This is a genomic window from Caloramator sp. E03, from assembly GCF_006016075.1.
In the GTDB taxonomy this organism is placed as follows: domain Bacteria; phylum Bacillota; class Clostridia; order Clostridiales; family Caloramatoraceae; genus Caloramator_B.
Window position 1 is genome coordinate 2,424,179 of sequence record NZ_CP040093.1, and the last position, 18,724, is coordinate 2,442,902.

15 protein-coding genes and 1 pseudogene are annotated in these 18,724 nt (G+C 30.3%); 14 read left to right on the top strand and 2 right to left on the bottom strand.

Annotated features, from left to right (window positions below):
* The first annotated feature begins 66 nt into the window (after positions 1 to 66).
* The 7 genes and pseudogenes from FDN13_RS11625 to FDN13_RS11655 all read left to right on the top strand — a co-directional run bounded on the left by FDN13_RS11625 (position 67) and on the right by FDN13_RS11655 (position 10,625).
* Positions 67 to 975, top strand: coding sequence for an alpha/beta hydrolase (locus FDN13_RS11625; protein ID WP_138980540.1), 909 nt, complete (start codon positions 67 to 69; stop codon positions 973 to 975).
* A 45-nt stretch (positions 976 to 1,020) separates the two neighbouring features.
* Positions 1,021 to 3,408 (top strand): annotated as a pseudogene (locus FDN13_RS11630) (family 78 glycoside hydrolase catalytic domain); the annotation flags it as partial.
* A gap of 66 nt (positions 3,409 to 3,474) precedes the next feature.
* Complete coding sequence (locus FDN13_RS14400; protein ID WP_256372284.1) at positions 3,475 to 3,663, top strand: alpha-L-rhamnosidase C-terminal domain-containing protein; 189 nt, start codon at positions 3,475 to 3,477, stop codon at positions 3,661 to 3,663.
* 59 nt (positions 3,664 to 3,722) lie between these two features.
* The gene (locus FDN13_RS11640) at positions 3,723 to 6,371 is read left to right on the top strand and encodes an alpha-L-rhamnosidase (RefSeq protein WP_138980543.1); all 2,649 of its coding nucleotides are present in this window, start codon (positions 3,723 to 3,725) and stop codon (positions 6,369 to 6,371) included.
* A gap of 118 nt (positions 6,372 to 6,489) precedes the next feature.
* The gene (locus FDN13_RS11645) at positions 6,490 to 7,398 is read left to right on the top strand and encodes a transposase (protein WP_138980544.1); all 909 of its coding nucleotides are present in this window, start codon (positions 6,490 to 6,492) and stop codon (positions 7,396 to 7,398) included.
* 473 nt (positions 7,399 to 7,871) lie between these two features.
* Positions 7,872 to 9,428: a spore germination protein gene (locus FDN13_RS11650; protein WP_138980545.1), complete on the top strand. Its 1,557-nt coding sequence runs from the start codon at positions 7,872 to 7,874 to the stop codon at positions 9,426 to 9,428.
* 12 nt (positions 9,429 to 9,440) lie between these two features.
* Positions 9,441 to 10,625 carry a Ger(x)C family spore germination protein gene (locus tag FDN13_RS11655; RefSeq protein ID WP_138980546.1) on the top strand — a complete coding sequence of 395 codons (1,185 nt, stop codon included), beginning with the start codon at positions 9,441 to 9,443 and terminating at the stop codon, positions 10,623 to 10,625.
* A gap of 20 nt (positions 10,626 to 10,645) precedes the next feature.
* Here FDN13_RS11655 and FDN13_RS14265 read toward each other — a convergent pair whose 3' ends face one another.
* Positions 10,646 to 10,792, bottom strand: coding sequence for a hypothetical protein (locus FDN13_RS14265; protein WP_168190156.1), 147 nt, complete (start codon positions 10,790 to 10,792; stop codon positions 10,646 to 10,648).
* A 12-nt stretch (positions 10,793 to 10,804) separates the two neighbouring features.
* A complete protein-coding gene (locus FDN13_RS11660; RefSeq protein WP_138980547.1) occupies positions 10,805 to 11,887 on the bottom strand; it encodes a GerAB/ArcD/ProY family transporter in 1,083 nt (360 codons plus the stop codon).
* Positions 11,888 to 12,137: 250 nt separating this feature from the next.
* Here FDN13_RS11660 and FDN13_RS11665 point away from each other — a divergent pair, with 250 nt between their 5' ends.
* From FDN13_RS11665 to FDN13_RS11695, 7 genes are all read left to right on the top strand, one after another.
* Complete coding sequence (locus FDN13_RS11665) at positions 12,138 to 13,196, top strand: Gfo/Idh/MocA family protein (RefSeq protein WP_138980548.1); 1,059 nt, start codon at positions 12,138 to 12,140, stop codon at positions 13,194 to 13,196.
* Positions 13,197 to 13,436: 240 nt separating this feature from the next.
* Positions 13,437 to 14,546, top strand: a complete 1,110-nt coding sequence (locus FDN13_RS11670; RefSeq protein ID WP_371414825.1) for a Gfo/Idh/MocA family protein — start codon at positions 13,437 to 13,439, stop codon at positions 14,544 to 14,546.
* A gap of 11 nt (positions 14,547 to 14,557) precedes the next feature.
* Complete coding sequence (locus FDN13_RS11675) at positions 14,558 to 15,004, top strand: C-glycoside deglycosidase beta subunit domain-containing protein (protein WP_138980550.1); 447 nt, start codon at positions 14,558 to 14,560, stop codon at positions 15,002 to 15,004.
* 13 nt (positions 15,005 to 15,017) lie between these two features.
* Positions 15,018 to 15,992 (top strand): sugar phosphate isomerase/epimerase family protein, encoded by a 975-nt coding sequence (locus FDN13_RS11680; RefSeq protein WP_138980551.1) that lies wholly within the window; start codon positions 15,018 to 15,020, stop codon positions 15,990 to 15,992.
* Positions 15,993 to 16,021: 29 nt separating this feature from the next.
* Positions 16,022 to 16,936 carry a sugar phosphate isomerase/epimerase family protein gene (locus FDN13_RS11685; protein ID WP_138980552.1) on the top strand — a complete coding sequence of 305 codons (915 nt, stop codon included), beginning with the start codon at positions 16,022 to 16,024 and terminating at the stop codon, positions 16,934 to 16,936.
* Between the two features lie 117 nt (positions 16,937 to 17,053).
* A complete protein-coding gene (locus FDN13_RS11690; RefSeq protein ID WP_138980553.1) occupies positions 17,054 to 17,485 on the top strand; it encodes a C-glycoside deglycosidase beta subunit domain-containing protein in 432 nt (143 codons plus the stop codon).
* A gap of 30 nt (positions 17,486 to 17,515) precedes the next feature.
* The gene (locus FDN13_RS11695) at positions 17,516 to 18,496 is read left to right on the top strand and encodes a sugar phosphate isomerase/epimerase family protein (protein WP_138980554.1); all 981 of its coding nucleotides are present in this window, start codon (positions 17,516 to 17,518) and stop codon (positions 18,494 to 18,496) included.
* Positions 18,497 to 18,724: the final 228 nt, after the last annotated feature.

Genomic DNA, 18,724 nt, shown 5'->3' on the forward strand with positions numbered 1-18,724 from the left:
CCAGGGAGAGATGAAATTTAAATATCTATATAAATAAGACTCATTAAAGAAAAAGGAGATGTGTTTATGAATTTAGAGGTAATTAATTTAAGAGAAGACAGACCTGTCACCCTTACCTCATATATTATTGATAAATCGTCTGAGATTGAATGGGAAAAAAGACCAGCAGTTGTTATCTGCCCAGGTGGTGGGTTTCAAATGACATCTGATAGAGAAGCTGAGCCTATTGCTGTATCTTTTCTTGGGAAAGGCTATAATGCTTTTGTTTTAAGATATACAACTGGCAGTATGGGAGTTAAAAAAATCTATCCTGAAATATTATACGATTTAGCAAATGCAATTATTATGATAAAAAATAATGCAGAAAAATGGAATGTTGATACTGAAAGAATTGCTATAATAGGTTTTTCAGCAGGTGGAACACTTGCTGCAATGTATAGCGTTCATTGGCATAGAGAGTGGCTCTTAAGTTCACTCAATGTCAATTCTGATATTTTAAAGGTAGCAGCAGTTATTTTAGGATACCCTACAACAGATTTTGAGTTAATGTTAAAAATAATAGAAGAAGAAGGGGACAAAAGTTTAGGATTTTTTGATTTAACACCAAAAGATATTTTTTATAATAAGTGTTCGCTATTAACAGGAAATGATAACTTTACTAATGAACAACTTAAGATATTAAGTCCAATAAATTATATTGATGATAAAACAGTCCCAACATTTTTATGGCATACAGCTAATGATGATCTTATTGATGTTGAAAATTCTCTTAAATATGCTTGTAAACTTGCAAGTAATAATATACCCTTTGAATTGCACATCTTTGAAGATGGTATCCATGGTTTGTCACTGGCAAATAAAGTTACAGCAGCTGCACTATACGATGATAAGAGGAATAATTTACATATAAATCCTTCTGTAGAAAAATGGACTGAACTTATGTACACATGGCTCAAAAAATATTTAGAAGATTAAAGCATGAAATAAATATTATTTAGATAAGAAATTAGAGGTTGGAAAATGTTTGTTATAGCAAAATGTTTTACTAACAATAAAGTAGGTAAAGTATATATAGATTGCAATGAAATATCATTTGGATGGCAATTAGAATCAGATAAAAACAATGTATATCAAAAATCATATAGAATAATTTTATATGATGAATTAAAAGATGTCATATATGATACTAAAAAGGTTGATAGCAGTCAACAAATAAATATATATTATAACGATATAAAATTAGAAAGTAAAAAAGAATATTATTGGAAGGTAATTGTGTGGAACAATTATGATGATATTGCAGAAAGCAGCCTTATAAATTTCGAAACAGGATTTTTAAAATCTCAATGTTGGGAAGCAAAGTGGATTGAGGCAAATATTCCCATTAAGTCGACAAAAGAAGGATTTAATATTAGTGAAATATTTTCTTACCACCCTAACATTAATGAACTAGAAGATATAAAATTGGATCCACCAATTACCTTTTACAAGGATTTTTTTATAAAAAATAAAGAAATAAAAAAGGCAAGGATTTACATTACTGCCCATGGCATTTATGAAGCTAAAATCAATGGCATAAAAGTTAGTGATGAATATTTTAATCCAGGCTTTACGACATATTCAAAGCTACTTTATTATCAGATTTACGATATTTATAATTTACTCAAAAATGGGAAAAATGATATTTCAATTACTGTTGCAGATGGATGGTATAAAGGAAGAATAGGTCTTGCTGCTATAGGACATCAGTTTGGAGATAATATTGCTTTATTGGCCCAAATTGAAATTGAGTATATTGATGGAGAAAAACAAATTATTGGAACAGATAAATCATTTAAAGCATTTTCAGAGGAAATAGAGTATTCTGATTTATTTATTGGGGAAAAACATAATTATAATAAACCAATTACATATTATGAAGTAATAGAGAAAGATTATGGATATAACAATATAAGATTAGATATTGCAGAAAAAGTAAGATGTATAGAAAAAATAAAACCTGAAAGAATAGTTAAAAGCCCCAAAGGTGAAATTATAATCGATTTTGGAAAAAATATTGCTGGTATTGTTGAAGTTAAAGTAAAAGGGAAAAATGGAGATGTTGTAAAATTACAGCATGCTGAAGAACTTGATAATGAAGGTAATTTTTTCTTTAATGTAATGGGCCAAAATAAGTATCAAACAGATATTTATATTTTAAAAGGTGAGGAAGAGGAAATTTTAGCACCTAAATTTACATATCATGGCTTTAGATATGTAAAAGTAATTAGCTATCCTGGAGAAATAAATAAAGCTAATTTTACAGCATACATATTATCTACTGATTTAGAAAGAACAGGAAAAGTCGCAACTTCCAATGAAAAAATAAATAAACTTTTACAAAACATATATAACTCTCAACAAAGCAATTTTATATCAATACCAACAGATTGTCCACAAAGAGAAAAGGCAGGATGGACTGGAGATGCTCAAATTTTCATTGAAACAGCTATTTTTAATATGAAAGTAGATAATTTCATGAAAAGATGGCTATATAATATGAAACTTGACCAATATAAAAATGGACAAGTACCATCAGTTATCCCATGGATAGAATCAGATGAAAAACTTTCAAATGGTTTTGGGAATATATCTTCTGCTGGTTGGTCAGATGCTTGTATAATAATACCATGGTATTTATATTTGCATTATGAAGATATGGATTTTCTTAAAGATAATTACGACATGATGAAAAAATGGTTAAAATACGTAGAAGAAAGATGTGCTTCAAATGTTACTGAATCCTCAAAGGATTATGAAAGGTATCTTTGGGATATGGATTTCCATTATGGTGATTGATATATACCAAGCATAGTTGATGAAAATGGAAAAACAGATCCTATGAAATCAGCTAACTTGACTTCAAAACAAGTTGCAACAATGTATTTTGCTTATTCCTCTGAATTATTATCTAAAATTGCAAATGTTCTTAAAAGAAAAGAGGATGAAGAATACTATCTTGATTTATCAAATAAAATAAAGGATGCTTTTGTTAAAAAGTTTGTTGATAATGAAGGTAAAATATTAAATGATTTACAGGGTTTATATGCGTTAGCAGCTTATTTTAAAATAGGAAATGAAAAATTAAATGCAATATTTATAAATAGGTTAACTAAAAAAATTATTGAAAATGGTTATAGATTGGATACTGGTTTTTTATCAACACCTATTTTATTAGATGTATTGTTTAAGTATGGAAAAAAAGATTTGGCTTATAAACTATTGTTGCAAGAAGAATGCCCTTCCTGGCTATATATGGTTAATAAAGGTGCAACGACTATTTGGGAATCGTGGAATGCAATTAATCCTGATAATACAAGGAATATAATATCGTATAACCATTATGCCTTAGGAAGTGTTCAAAGTTTTATTGTTAAAAGGATTATAGGATTTAATAAATTACCACCTAATGATTTAAGTGGAGCTAACTTTATTATTGAACCAGATTTTGAAGCACCATTTGAGCATTTTACGTTATCTTATATGAGCCAATATGGAGAATTGTATATTGACTGGAAGAGATTAAACTCAAAAATAAAACTTAAAATACCTGTTGGAGTAAGAGCAATATTAAGATTGTATAATAAAGAACTTATTTTAGGCTCAGGGGAATATGAATTTTAATATTGTAATTGTGTGGTATAGCTAAGAATAAAGGCATAATGATGAAAGAGGTGTTATAAATGGCTTTATTTATTAAAGAAGTTAGATGTGAATATTTAATAAATCCAATAGGTATATCAACATTAAAGCCAAGGTTTTCGTGGATTATAGACTCAGATAGAAATGGAACAAAACAGACAGCATATCAAATTGTATTTTCAAAGGATGAAACTTTTTCAAGTATTTTTTATGATACTGGGAAAATTAATTCATATAATTCAGTTCATGTAGAATATAATGGTCCTAAGCTTTGTGAACAGCAAAGATATTATTATAGGATAAGAATTTGGGACAACTATGGTAATATATCTGATTATTCTGATATAAATTTCTTTGAAGTTGGTATTATTGATAATAATAGATGGATTGCAGACTGGATAGCAGTAGAGGATAAAGACAATAACCCAATGTGTCCATATTTTAGAAAAGAATTTACTTTGCAAAAAGATATTAAAAAGGCAGTGATATATGTAAGTGCATTAGGCCTTTATGAACTATTTTTAAATGGTAAAAGGGTTGGGGATTATTACTTTACTCCAGGTTGGACATCATATAAGAAAAGAATTCAGTATCAAACTTATGATGTTACAAGTTTAATAAAAGAAGGAAAAAATGTATTAGGCTCAATTCTTGGGAATGGATGGTTTAAAGGATATCTTACTTGGGAAGAAAAGAACAACATATATGGAGATAAGTTAGCACTAATACTTCAGCTTCATATATATTATCAAGATGGGAGCATTGATATTTTAAAGACTGATAATAGTTGGAAATACAACCATGGGCCAATTATATCCTCCGAATTATATCATGGAGAGGTCTATGATGCTAATTTTGAGCTTGTAGATTGGAATATAGAAAACTATGATGATACTAACTGGAAAAATGCAGTTGTATTAAATCATTCAAAGAGTATTTTAGTGGGACAAGAAAATATACCAGCTAAAAAAATGCAGGAGATAAAGCCAATAAAACTAATAATTACTCCTAAAAATGAGAGGGTGATTGACTTTGGGCAAAACATGGTTGGTTTTGTTCGATTTAAAGTAAAAGGAAATAAAGGTGACAAGGTTATACTAAGACATGCCGAAGTGTTAGATAAAGAAGGTAATTTTTATTTAGATAACATTAGAAAAGCAAAACAAACTATTGAATATACTTTGAAAGGTGAAGAAGAGGAAATATTTGAGCCTCATTTTACCTATCAGGGTTTTAGATATGTCAATGTATTAGAGTATCCTGGAGAAATTGATTTAGATAATTTTACGGGTGTTGTAATATATTCTGGAATGCAAACAACAGGAGAGTTTGAATGTTCTGATGAAGATATAAACAGGCTTCAGCAAAATATAGTATGGAGCCAAAAAGGAAACTTTGTAGATGTTCCAACTGACTGTCCTCAAAGGGATGAAAGATTAGGTTGGACAGGTGATGCTCAGGTATTTATAAGAACTGCATGTTTTAATATGGATGTTGCTTTGTTTTTTAAAAAGTGGCTTAATGACTTAAGTGCTGACCAGCTTGAAGAAGGAGGAATACCATTTGTTATTCCTGATGCAATAGGAAACAATAAAACTCCTACTGAATGGGGAGAGCCTCACTCAGCTGCAGCATGGGGAGATGCTGCAACAATATGCCCTTGGACTATATATAATTGCTATGCAGATGAAAGGATACTTGAAAGTCAGTATCAGAGTATGAAAAAATGGGTTGAATATATTAGACATCAGGGGAGTAATGAGTTTTTATGGAATACTGGTTTTCAATTTGGAGATTGGCTTGCTCTTGATGCTAAGGAAGGAAGCTATACAGGGGCAACGCCAATGGACTTTATTGCAACAGCATTTTATGCATACTCAACATGGATTCTTTTTAACAGTGCTAAGGTTTTAGGATTAGAGGAAGATTATAATGAATATAAAAGGCTTTATGAAAATATAGTTAGAGAGTTTAGAAAAGAGTTTGTATCACCCAATGGTAGGCTTGTTTCAAATACACAAACAGCTCATGTTCTAACACTGATGTTTAACTTGCTTGAAGAAAAGCACATTAATAGGAATGTGGAAGAACTTGTGAAACTCATTGAAACAAATAACTATCATCTTACAACTGGATTTGTTGGGACACCGTATCTTTGCCACGTTTTAACAAAATATGGGAGAAACGACATAGCATTAAAACTACTACTTAAAAAAGATTGTCCATCTTGGCTATATCAGATAACTAAAGGTGCTACAACTATATGGGAGCACTGGGATGGTATTAAAGAAGACGGAAGCTTTTGGAGTGCTGATATGAACTCATTTAACCATTACGCTTATGGGGCAATTGGCGAATGGATGTATAATGTTATAGGAGGATTAAACTTAATAGAACCAGGATACAAAAAATTCTCAATAAAACCATATTTTGAATACTTCAGTTGTGTAAAACTTAGATACAAGTCTTTATATGGTGATATTGTTGTTAACTGGGAAAGAAATGAAAAAAGCATTTCACTTAAAGTTAAAGTCCCAGTAAATACACAGGCAGAAATAATATTAGATAATATAAAGAAAGAGACCTTAAAAGATATTAAAATCGATGAAATTATAGATATAGTTCAAGAAAATAGTATGTATAAAATACTAGTAGGTTCAGGAAACTATACATTTGAGTTTGAAAAATAAAAAAAGACAAAAGGGACAGTTACTTATTTTTATCAATATTTACACCTTCATGAATAGAACCACCTCCTACTTGGAAAAATAATACTGAAAATATAATCTAAGTCGGAGGTGTTTTGTTATGCCAAGAATGGCAAGAATGAAGTCCTTTGATTGCATCTATCATATTATGGTTAAAAGCATTGTTGAGGCCCCCCTCTTTAAAGACGATGATGATAAAGTAAAATTTATGGAATTTGTTAAAAAATCTCAGGAACAGTTTGAGTTTAAAGTTTATTCCTACTGCCTTATGGATAACCACGCCCACTTCATAATAGACGCAAACGGTGCGGACATATCGAAGATAATGCACTTTATCAACTACAAATATGCAATGTATTACAACAAAAGGCATGAGAGAATAGGGCACCTTTTCCACGATAGATTTAAAAGCCTTATAGTTGATAATGACAGATATCTTTTTGCCTTAACAGCCTACGTTCACTTTAACGCAACAGATATAAAGGGTTATGAAACAAACCCACAGGATTATCGCTTTTCATCTTTGGGGATATTTTTAGCAGAAAAGAAAGATGAGTTTGAACTTATAGATGACAGCTTTATACTTTCAATGTTTAGTCTAAAGGAAGCAGCTGCACGAGCAATGTATCGTGATTTTATATTTAAAGTAAAAAGTGTAGTAGATGCAAAAAAGCAGGAGTTTAAAAATGAGCCTACGGAATACAGGAGTATGAGAAGGGTACTTATAAGGGACTTATCCCCTGAGAAGATAATAGAGATAATATCAGAAAGGTTTAACATAGACAAATTAATGCTTAAGATAAAAAGGGCAAAGGGAGCGAAGGAGGCAAAGGCGATACTGTGCTTTGTATTAAGAAAGTTTTGTGATTTAAAATGCTCTGATATATGTAAGATACTTGGCAGCATAGGGCAAGCGAACGTATCAAGGCTATGCTCTTTAGGGGCTGAGCTTATAAAGGAGGAGAGGTATAGAGTAATAGCGGAGGAGATATTGGCTATATGCGTATAAGTGTTTAATGTTAAATTAAATAATCAAGTAATAATTTTTAAAAGTATGATTTCTATATAGAATTAAGGAAAAAAGGTGTACAAGCTATTATAAAACCTTAATAATTAAATCAACAGAATATAAGAAATAATGAATTAAGATTATAAAAATTATTAGTAAGGGGTTTATTATATTAAAATTATATTTCAGTCTATTAATGTGTGCTGAATTTTAGATGATATAAATAGAGAAATCATCTTGTATTTGTTTGCTAATTTTTATATAATAAGTAACCGTCCTAACTTATGTGTGGATATCCCCCTAATTTTGCAGATATAGTGTATAAAATAAGTAACCGTCCCTCGTCTTGCCAATTTATGTATCACCGATTCACCTATTCCTACAATTGATTAATGCTAATAAGTAACCGTCCCAATATTCAATGTATAAAAGATATTACCGTGCTTATAATAAAATAAAAAAGGTGACTTCAAATGCTAAAGAAAATAGAAAATAATATAAAGCATTTAAAAAATCTATCTTCAAATAAAAATGAAAAGGCAAAGGAATTAACATATTCACAAGAAGAATATGAAATTGATATAAGTTTAGAAAAAAATCTGTTAAGTTTAAAAAAAGTTTTTGGAAAAAGCAGTGATATAATTTATAGAGAGTTTAAAATTGGAATAAAAAAACAGATTAAAGCATTATTGTGCTTTATTGATGGACTTGTTGATAAAGAAACTCTTAATGAACATATAATAAAGGCGTTAGCCGTTGATTTTCATTTGATAGGTGAAGATATCGAAGGTACAAATATTTATGCTGCTATAAAGGAAAACATATTAACTGTATCTGATGTAAAAGAAATAAGTTCTTTTAACGAAGCTGTAGGTTTAATTTTGGATGGAGAAGTTGCACTATTTTTAGATAATTATAATGCTGTGCTTATGATTGATGTAAAGGGATGGGCATCAAGAAGCATTACAGAGCCTGATACAGAAGTTGGTATAAGGGGTTCCCATGAAGGCTTTACAGAAACATTAAGAATTAATACATCATTGTTAAGAAGAATAATAAAAAATACGAAGCTTACTTTCGAATCATTTAGATTAGGCAAACAAACCCGTACAGAAATATGTATAGCATATATAGAAGGCATTGCAGATAAAAAAATAGTAGATGAGGTTAGAAGTAGAATAAATAAAATAAATGCTGATTCAATTTTAGAGTCAGGTTATGTTGAACAATATATTTCGGATCATCCATTATCTATTTTTTCTACTGTAGGGAATAGTGAAAAACCTGAAAAGGTCGCTGCAAAGATATTAGAAGGAAGAGTTGCTATTTTGTGTAGTGGTACTCCTGTTGTTTTAACTGTACCATTTTTGTTTATTGAAAATTTTCAAGTTAGTGAGGATTATTATGATAAGCCTGCATTTGCAAGTTTTGAGAGGATATTGAGATTACTTGCTTTTTTAATTTCTACTTTTTTACCAGCTATATATATATCCCTTGAAACTTTTCATCAAGAAATGATACCTTCAATTCTTCTCACAACAATGGCAGCAGCAAGAGAAGGAATACCTTTTCCAGCATTTATTGAAACTTTATTTATGATAACAACATTTGAGCTTTTAAGGCAGTCTGGTCTTAGAATGCCAAGACAGGTAGGCTCTGCAGTCAGCATTGTAGGGGCACTTGTCATTGGAGAGTCTGCTGTAAAGGCAGGTTTAATAAGTAATCCTATGATAATAATAGCTGGATTTACAGGAGTTGCAAGTCAGATCATTCCTTCAATTGCTAATGCCGTAAATATATTAAGATATATATTTATAATTTTAAGTGCAGCCTTTGGATTTTATGGAATGGAAATAGGCATTATTATGTTGCTTGCTTATATGTGTTCATTAGAATCCTTTGGAGTGCCATACTTGTCACCTTTATCTCCAATCAAATGGGAAGGTTTAAAGGATTGTATAATTAGATTTCCATTGTGGTTTATGAACTTAGGTTTTAAATCAATAACAAGTAATAACTCACGCAAGTAGAGGTGGCCCAATTTGCTAAAAAGGCTTTTTATTTTCATTATTTGCTTTGCAACTGTAGCATTTACAGGCTGTTGGGATAGAAGGGAATTAAACACAATAGGAATAGTGTATGGTGTTGCAATAGATAAGGATATGGATAAAAATGAATATATTATTACTGCTCAGGTAATACGTCCATCCCAATTAAATAGCAAGGGCAGCTTAAAATCTCCGGTTGAATTGGTTACATCAAGGGGGAGAACAATATCTGATGCAATTAAAAGTATCACACTGTTTTTTGATAAAAAATTGTTTTTTAATCACAATAAATTTATAGTAATTAGTAAGGATGTTGCTAAAGAAGGAATTTTAAGTATCATAGATTTTTTCTTTAGGGATCGAGAGCTGAGAAAGTCAATATGGGTTATTATTTCAAAAGAAGAAAAAGCAAGTGATATATTAGGAGTTATTCATGGAATATCAGATATCCAGGCAGCTTATGTTGATGAGATTGTTGATTTAAAAGATGCAAATGGCAAAATGAGCAATATAAAATTAATAGAGCTGTCTCAGAGATTATATTCAGAGGGTATTGAACCAATTGCATCTGTTGCCCAGATAAAGAAATTTCCATTATATCCTATTGAAATTAAAGAAGAAATAGAAAACAAAGGATTAAATTTTTATGGCACAGCTGTATTTAAAGGAGATAAATTAGTTGGATATTTAGATGATATTGAAACTATGGGGCTTAATTGGATAACCAATAAAATGAGAAATTGTGTTATAGTTATACCCGGGCTTGTAGATAATAACAAAAAAATTTCAATTCAAATTAACAATGCAAAAACAGAAATAAAACCTGAGTTGATAGATAGCAACTATTTATTAAATATAAAGGTAAAGGCAAGTGGAAATATAGGTGAAACGGAAGAATGTATTGATTTTACTAATGATGAAAACTTTATTAAATTACAAAATGAAGTTAATAAGGTAGTTAAAGAACAAATAGAAAAAGTTATAAATAAACAGCAAAAACAGTTCGAATCAGATATTTTCGGGTTTGGATCGGCTTTAAATAAAAAATACCCACATGAATGGCTTAAAATAAAGGATAACTGGGATAAGATATTTTCTAACGTAAAATACAATATAGAAGTTGAAATTAAAATATTAAATTCGGGATTAACTATGAAAAGTGAAGAGATAGAAAAATAAAAGTTATAATGTTGTATGCATTATAACTTTTTAATTATAAATCTAAATAAGTAATATAAAGCTACTATAAATAAAATAACTGAATAAATATATCCTGATAAAGACAAAATACAGGGACCTATTCCTGATTTTATTAGCGTTTCTTTAGTTTGAAATAAATCAATCATACTTAAACCTTCTTAACTGTTTATTTTTAAATATTTTATTATTAACAACATTATAGGTATTATTATTTGAAAAGGAAGATGAATATATAATGGAGTCATTTTAAGTCCAAGCCATACATGATATGAATAATTAGGCTCAAATACCTTTGAGTACCAAGATACAACTATACAAATTAAAATTAAAAGCCATTTGAAGTTTTTAAGCTTAAATAGGGTTGAAAGTGCCAATACACCTCCATATAAGAATATTGCTGCTTTATAAAAGCCACCTATAAAAATAATTGCTATTCCAATTGCATCAAGGTTGGTTATTATATCAGCAATATTAATTAATTTTATTACTTCTAAAAATGGAATGGTTACATAAGAGGCTATAGCAGGCCCTAATACACAAAGGGTTATAACAGTTGTTAAGGTAAGTATTATTCCAGATGCAATAATAGCAATATAAGATATTTTATTAACACTTTCAATAGCATCAACGTAACACCAGAACATAAGGAAAACTATAATTTCTCCAAATGGGAAAAAAATTAACTGTGAAAAAACGGGAGTTAATATTGTTTTTATATCATTTGATAGTATAGGCTTTAACTGATCTATATTAAAATATCCAGAAGCTGATATAAAAATGTATGAAGATATTATGAAAATCAATAATATTGGAAAGTTAATTTCACTTGTACGCCCTAAAACTTCTAATCCAAATGTAAGTACATAAGCAATGCATAATACAAAGATAATGTTTATTACAATAAAAGGAGTATTAGGAAGGAACGTTATAGATATTAATTCTGTAAAATCTCTAATATTTCTTGTAAATATATAAATAAAATAAAGACCATAAAAAAATACAAGAGGATATCCTATATATTTACCCAATATTTTAATTATTATTTCTGCAAAATTTTCTTTATATGATATTTTTAAAATCTTAAGATAAATATTTAATAAAATAAGGCCTAAAGGTATTGAAATCAAAATAGAAACCCATGCATCCTGCTTTGCATCAATACCCAATACAAAAAGGGTAGTGCTTCCTATTTCAAACAGCATCATTAAACAAAAGAGTTGGGTTTTATTAAGCCTAAGCATTTTCCCACCTGATTAACTTATTTTTATTTTATGTTTCCAAAGTAAAATAAAAGTTATTCCATAGAGTTGTAATAGATTAAAATATATATTTTAATTTTTAATATGTTTTTATAATTATTCTACATAATAAATTAACAAATTAATGTTTTATATATTTTTTAATTAAGATGTCGAATGTATTAGATTAATTAATTATATATAATCAAAATATAGTTATTACATTTAAGTTAAAAAGGGGTTGATTTTATATATGAGTATAAAATTTGGGATAATAGGATTTGGCTTTATGGGGCATGTTCATGCAAGTACATTGGCAAAGCTTAAAGAAGCAGAACTTATAGCAATATGTGATATAGACGATGAAAAATTATCAGATGCACCACAGGGAGTAAGACTATGTAAAGATATGGATGAATTACTTTCAATAAAGGATATAGATGTTGTTATTTTATCTGTACCTAATCATATACATAAAGAAGCTGTTATAAAAGCTGCAAGAGCAGGAAAAAATATTCTCCTTGAAAAACCTGCAGCTCTATCTGTTAAAGAATTTGATGAGATGATGAAAGTAGTAAAGGAGTGCAATGTTAAATTTTCAGTACATCATCAAAGACGCTATGATAAGGATTTTCGTATCGCAAAAGAAGTCTATGATAAAAATATGGTTGGACAAATATATACAATTCAGACTATGCTCTATGGTATAAATGGGAATATGCATGATTGGCATGTGTTTAAAAAATATGGTGGAGGAATGCTTTATGACTGGGGCGTACATTTAATAGATCAGATGCTATGGATGGTTGATTCTAAAATAAAAACTATTTTTGCATATATACGTAATGTAATTAATGAGGAAGTAGATGATTATTTTAAAATACTTCTTAGATTTGAAAATGGCATATTAGGTGAAATTGAGCTTGGTACTTATTTCCTTGCTGATAAGGAAAAATGGTTTGAAAGGCACTGGTTTATTGGCGGTAATAAAGGAAGCATGTATGTTGATGGGTTTGAGCCAATAGGAAAAATTGCAAGAACAACAAGGCTTCTTACGAATGTTCCAGGAAAAACAACTATGACCGCATCAGGTCCAACAAGGTCATTTGGGCCACCGCAGCCTGGAATTTTAGTAACAGAGGATTTACCAAAGGTAGATGTTGATCATATTATGTATTTTGAAAACTTTTTAAAGGCATTAAAAGGTGAAGAAGAATTTATTGTAAAACCAGAGCAGGTAAGAAGAGTGCTTTCAGTTATGGAAGCATCATGGGAATCTGCAAGAACAGGAAAAAGTATTGATTTTGAATAATTTTTTTAGGCGTATTGCAAAATGTTTTATGCAGTACGCTTTTTATTATGTAAAAAATATACAGATTAAATTTTTTATTCGATTTTTTAATTTTTTTGATTTAAGTTAAGAATATGATTTTTTAAAAGACAAAATTAGAACAATAAAAGAATAATTAATAGAATGAGTTCATATATAATGAAAAGTTATAATTATTATAACAGAATATTAAAAAAATTTATATAAAGTGAGGTAATGAAAATGAAAAAGTTAAGAGTAGGAATTATTGGATGCGGTGGTATTGCAAACCAAAAACATCTTCCAGCACTAAAATTTAATAAGGATTTATGCGAAATAGTAGCATTTTGTGACATCATTGAAGAGAGAGCAGTAAAGGCTGCAAAAGAATATGGTACAGAAGATGCAAAAGTCTATACAGATTACAAAGAACTGTTAAAGGATGAATCGATTGATGTTGTACATGTATTGACACCAAATGTATCCCATAGCCCAATTACAGTAGCTGCATTTGAAGCAGGAAAACATGTAATGTGTGAAAAGCCTATGGCCCATAATACTGAAGCTGCCCAAGCTATGTTAGATGCATGGAAAAAGTCAGGAAAGAAATTTACAATTGGATATCAAAACAGATTCCGTCCAGAAGTACAAGCTCTTCATACTGCATGCCAAAATGGTGAATTGGGCGAAATCTACTTTGCAAAAGCACATGCAGTTAGAAGAAGAGCAGTTCCAACTTGGGGAGTATTTCCAGATAAATCAAAACAAGGTGGAGGACCTCTAATAGATATTGGAACACATGCACTTGATATAACTCTCTGGATGATGAATAATTATAAACCTGTATCAGTTACAGGTTCAGTATTCCAAAAGATAGGTACGTTAGAAAATGGTCCAGAGGGGAATTTGTTTGGCCCATGGGATCCAAAGACTTATGAAGTAGAAGATTCAGCCTTTGGATTTGTAAAGATGGAAAATGGAGCAACTATTTTCTTAGAAGCATCTTGGGCATTAAATGTTTTAGAATCTAAAGAAGCTGCAACAACACTTTGCGGAACAAAAGCAGGTGCAGAGATAAAATCAGGTATGAGCTATCCTGTTAATGAATTGATATACAATAGGGCTCATAATGGCATGTTAACTGAAGAGAAAAATTCTGCAGGTGGGAATATTGCATATTTTTCAGGTAATGTATCAGAGCCAGGAGTAATTGAAGCAAAACAATGGTTAGAAGCAATAATAAATGATAAGGAGCCACTTGTAAATCCTGAGCAGGCATTTGTTGTAACAAAGATATTGGATGCTATATATAAATCTGCAGAATCAGGAAAGGAAATAGTATTTGAGTATTAGGGGTGTTCTTTATGGCTTTTGGAATGAGATTAGTTTTTACTGATATAATTCAAAATAACAGCTTGAAAAATTATTATGTAAATGGGAAAAAAAGCGGCTTTGAGTTTGATATTCGTTTAGCTTATTATAGAGGGCAATATTTATCTTGTATTGACAAGTTTGAAGTAGCAGTAGATGGAGAAAAAATAGACAGTAAAGATATTACTTTTTGCCTAAATGGTAAAGAATTTAGTGTATTCCAGCTTCCATACTTAATTTCAGAATTTTGGACAATCGTTACACCTGCAAAAATAAGAGTTAGAAAACCAGGAGGGTTATCATTAGGAGAACATGAAATTGAACTAACTTTAATACTCAGAAGTCCTTATATGCCGCTTCCTGGCGGTGAAGGAGATCGTGCTTATGTTCCAATTGACAGCAGCGATAAAAAGATACTGTCAATTGTAGAACAAAATTAAGGAGGGCTTTGAGATGAGTAATATTAAATTAGGAATTTCGTTATATTGTTTTACAAATGAATATATTAAAGGAATATATACATTAGAAGATTGTATTAAAACTGCAGCTGAATTGGGTGCTGAAGGTTATGAAATTGTTGCAACTCAAATGATACCTTCATATCCTTATGTCAATGAAAAGTTTTTAGGGGAAATAAAAGCAATGTCTGCAGCTTATGGAATTAAGCCTATATGTTATGCAGCAAATACTGATAAAGGTTTAAGATGCGATAGAAACCTAACAGATGATGAAATTTTAACATCAACAATTAATGATATAAAGAGTGCACATAAATTAGGCTGTAAGATAATGAGAGTTCAGTATTTACTATCCCCAGAGGTTATGGCTAAATTAGCACCCTATGCAGAGGAATATGGTATTAAAATTGGTGTAGAGATGCACAATCCAGAAACTCCATCTAGCGAGGCTATGCAAAAGTATTTAGAGGTATTTGAAAAAACGGGTTCAAAATATATTGGCTTTATACCAGACCTTGGATGCTTTGCAACTAAACCTAATAAACCTCATTGGGATGAGGCAATTGCTAAAGGAGCCCCTGTTGAGCTGTTAGAAATGGCTGCCCAGATGAGATATGATGGAGTACCAAGAAATGAAGCAAGGGAAAGGCTTATAAAAGCAGGTGCAAATGGAGCAGTGCTAGGCTGCTTTGAAGCTATGAACGGATTTGTTACATTCTATAAAGAGCCTGACTTAGAAGGACTAAAGAAAGTTATGCCCTATTGTATTCATTTTCATGGTAAGTTCCATTATATTTACGATAATCTTGAAGAGGCAAGTATTCCTTATGATAAGGTTCTTCCTGTAATAAAGGATTCAGATTTTGAAGGATATATTATGTCAGAATATGAGGATCATATATCAGGAAGAGCAGTAGAAATGACAAAGAAGCATCTTTTAATGGAAAGAAAAATACTATTTGGAGAATAAAGTTAAAAAATATTTAAGGGGAGATAAAGGTGAAATTAGGTTTTGTAAGTGCTATATTACCGGATTTGACTTTTGAGCAAGTGATAGATTTTGCATCAGAAAATGGATTTTCCTGTGTAGAAATGATGTGCTGGCCGGTTGGTAAAGCTGAAAGAAGATACGCAGGTGTTACCCATATAGATGTTACAGATATGACTAAAGAAAAAGCGTCATATATAAATAACTATGCAAAATCAAAAGGTGTTACAATTTCAGCTTTAGGATATTATCCAAATCCATTAGATCCTGATTTAGAGAAAAGGATATTTTATATCGAACATATAAAAAGATTAATAAAGGCTGCAAATATGCTTGGAATAAATACTGTAACTACATTTATCGGCAGAGATAAAACCAAAACTGTAGAAGAGAACCTTCAAATATTTAAAGAGGTTTGGATTCCTATAGTTAAATTTGCAGAAGAAAATAATGTAAAAATTGCAATTGAAAATTGTCCTATGCTTTTTACATACGATGAATGGCCGGGGGGGTTAAATCTTGCAACAACTCCAAGTATATGGAGAAGAATGTTTGAGTTAATCCCAAGTGCAAATTTTGGGCTAAATTATGATCCATCCCACTTTGTATGGCAGCAAATAGATTATATAAAGCCTGTATATGAATTTAGCAAAAGGATATTCCATGTTCATTTTAAAGATATAAAAGTTTATAAGGATAAATTAGACCAGGTAGGCATTATGGCAACGCCACTTGAATATATTTCTCCAAAGATTCCAGGTCTTGGGGATGTGAATTGGGGTAAGTTTGTTTCGGCTTTAACTGATATAAGATATACCGGACCAGCATGCATAGAAATAGAGGATAAGGCCTTTGAAGATTCTTTAGAGTCAGTTAAAAAATCAATAATTATAAGCAGAAATTATATGAAACAATTTATTGTTTAATTGTTATTTTAAAGATGCTGTTTTTATTTAAAAGGATATAGCAGATTATGTTTTTTAATGTTCTTAAAAAGCTGAAAGAGATAAAAACATTAAATATATAAATGGAGGAGAGGTTGAATGTTTGATAAATATCTAATCTGCCCTTATGGTTTTCGTAACGTTATATCTGAAACGGGAAATATAGAAGGTTTTGAGCTTAAAATAAGAATTCCTTATTATAGAGGGGTTCCACTATCTTGTGTTGATGAAATAAAGGTAGCAATAAGTGGTGGAATCGGAGGAGAAACTCAGGTTTTTACAAATGATGTTATACGCTTTACTGTAAATAGTGGAAGTTTTATGATGAATGAAATGTCTACAGTAGCTACAAAGAGATGGAACTTTGATGAAGATGCAACTTTAAAAATCTATAAACCTGGTGGACTGGTTTATATTGATTATCAAGTAGAGGTATGGATTGCAATTCGTGCTCCTTATGGCAAGTTTACAGGACATGATAAAAAGATATTAGTTTTGGAAGAAGATAAATATTTAACAGTTAAAGAGTAATAAAGATGATTAATTAAAGGGGGCTACTTTATGAGTAAAATCAAACGAGGTGTATCTTTATATAGTTACCAAGAGGAATATTTTCATCGTAAAATGAAGCTTGAAGATTGTATTAAAGCAGTTGCTGATATTGGAGCAACTGGTGTTGAAATAATCCCAGAGCAGATGATAAACGAATATCCTAATCTTTCTGAAGCCTTTATTGAAAAATGGTTTGGTTGGATGGAAAAGTACAAGCTAACACCGACCTGTGCCGATGTATTCTCTGAATCACTTATGTTTAAAAATAGGATTTTATCAGATGACGAACTTGTAGACTTAATGGAAAGAGATTTAAAGGTTGCAAAACAGTTAGGATGTTTTGTTATAAGGACTTTATGCACTACTCCTGTAAGAATAATAGAAAAAAGCTTACCATTAGCTGAAAAGTATAATATTAAAATAGGATTGGAAATTCATGCTCCTTTAAATTTAGATTCTTCATGGTTTGATCCTTATAAGCGTTTAATTGACAAGTATGGAAGCGAGTGGTTTGGAATTATTCCTGATATGGGAGTATTCCAATTAAGGCCAAGCCAAATTCAAGCAGAAAGAGCAGTACGCGATGGAGCAAATCCTAAAATTGTAGAATATATAAATAAAGCTTTTGAGGCAAAGGCTGATATGAAAAAAGTAAGGGAAGATATAGCAAAGATGGGGGCAAATGCTCAAGACTTTGCATGGCTTGGCTCAGTATCCCGAATACTATATACTAATCCAGAAGTATTAAAGAAGCATAAGGATTATATTTTCCATATTCATGGTAAATTCTATAATATGCGTGAAGATTTAACCGATGAATGTTTGGATTATGAAAATGTAATAAAAGTTCTAAAAGAAATAGGCTATGATGGATACATTTCAAGTGAATATGAAGGGAACAGGACTCTCCATGATGCTTTACCTGTTGATAGTGTAGAGCAGGTTGCAAGGCAACATAAAATGTTAAAACGATTACTTGGAGAAGAATAATACTAATATACTTTTACAAGGATGGTTATCAATAATTAGCTATTGATAAAGGACTAATTATTGTAAACTATCCTTTATCTTTAAATAATTAAAAGATATTTATATGCTTATATATTTTTTGCTATAATAAATTTAACTGGATATGATATTTAATTAAAATTGATTTAAAAAATATTACAAAAAACAAGATATAATAAGTTTTTAGTAGATATCTAAAAATAATATATT